The 1,434-nt window shown below is 68.1% G+C and carries 1 protein-coding gene; it reads right to left on the reverse strand.

Translation table 11 applies throughout. The features are described 5' to 3' along the window. Positions 1–8: 8 nt before the first annotated feature. The gene (locus tag AB0H36_RS48055) at positions 9–1,325 is read right to left on the reverse strand and encodes an ISL3 family transposase (protein WP_360539121.1); all 1,317 of its coding nucleotides are present in this window, start codon (positions 1,323–1,325) and stop codon (positions 9–11) included. Positions 1,326–1,434 lie beyond the last annotated feature (109 nt).

Consider the following 1,434-nt stretch of genomic DNA (forward strand, 5'->3'; position numbering starts at 1 on the left):
CCGGCTCTTCACGATTGAGGGTGTAGTTGGGGTCTGAAGCCGCCGGTTTCGAGTAGGGATCTGGCGATGTAGTTGGTGAGGTTGCGGAATCCGAGGGCGGAGCCGCGGAGGTGTTCGAGTCGGCCGTTGATGGCTTCGGTGGGTCCGTTGCTGGTGCCGGGTCGGTCGAAGTAGGCGAGTATGTCGGCGGCGCGCTTGTTCAGTGTCCGGCCGAGCGTGATGAGCTCGACGAGTGCGGTCGGCACGCCGTGGCTGACCGAGTCGATGAGCTGCTTCATCAGCGCCCGGCCACGGCTGCGGTCGGATTCGCGGTAGGCGGCGATCATGCGCTGGTAGATCCCCCAGCTCGCTTCGACCTCGACGTGTTCATCGGCCGCGAACAGGTCGGCCAGTCGCTGGGCCTGCTTGCTGGTGAGTAGGTCGGCGCCGGTGTGCAGGGTCCGCCGAGCGGAGTAGAGCGGGTCGTGTTTGCGTCCCCGGTGGCCGTGGATGGCTTGCTGGACTCGTCGGCGGCACTGGTCGAGGGCGTCGCCGGTCAGGCGGACGACGTGGAAGGGGTCCATCACCGCGACCGCGTCGGGGATCTCCTCAGCGGCGGCGGTCTTGAAGCCGGTGAAGCCGTCCATCGCGACCACCTCGACCCTCTCGCGCCAGGACTGTTCGCGTGCGGCGAGCCAGGACTTGAAGACCTGTTTCGAGCGGCCCTCGACCATGTCCAGCAACCGTGCCGGCCCGGTCCCATCGCGGATCGGGGTGAGATCGATGATCACCGTGACGTACTTGTCGCCGCGACGGGTATGACGCCAGACGTGCTCGTCGACCCCGATCACAGCCACGCCGTCGAACCGGCCGGGATCATCGATCAGCACGCGCTTGCCCTCGGCAAGAACCGCGTTGTTGGCGGTGTTCCACGCGACCCCGAGACCCTCCGCGACCCGGGCAACGGTCAGGTGCTGGACCACCAGGGCTTCCAGCGCCCACCGCAACCCGCGCCGCGACAGCTTCGCCCGCGGCTCGGCCGCGCGGCTGGTGTCTTCGCGCCACACGTGCCCACAACCACTGCACCGGTAGCGGCGCACCGTCACGTGCAGGGTCGTGGGACGCCAGCCCAGCGGCTCGTGCGCCAACCGCCGGACCACGCAGTCGCGAACGGTCCCTTCGCAGCCACACCGCCGACACCAGCCATCGGCGTCGTCGGCACCGACGACCCGGCACGCCAGCACCGCACGATGGGGCTCAAGCCGCTGCCCGACGACTTCGAGGCCGAGCTCGTCCAAGCGGGCGAAAGTGGTCAGGTCAGGGCAGGCGAAGGTAACGTCAGACACGTCGAGGTCTTTCGGATGGGCGGTGTGAGAACTCCCATCATCGGAAGACCTCGACCCTACCCGGCCACCGACGCGCCCACCCGCACTACACCCTCAACTGCGAAGAGCC

Origin of the sequence: Kribbella sp. NPDC050820 (genome assembly GCF_040653975.1) — a bacterium.
GTDB lineage: Bacteria > Actinomycetota > Actinomycetes > Propionibacteriales > Kribbellaceae > Kribbella.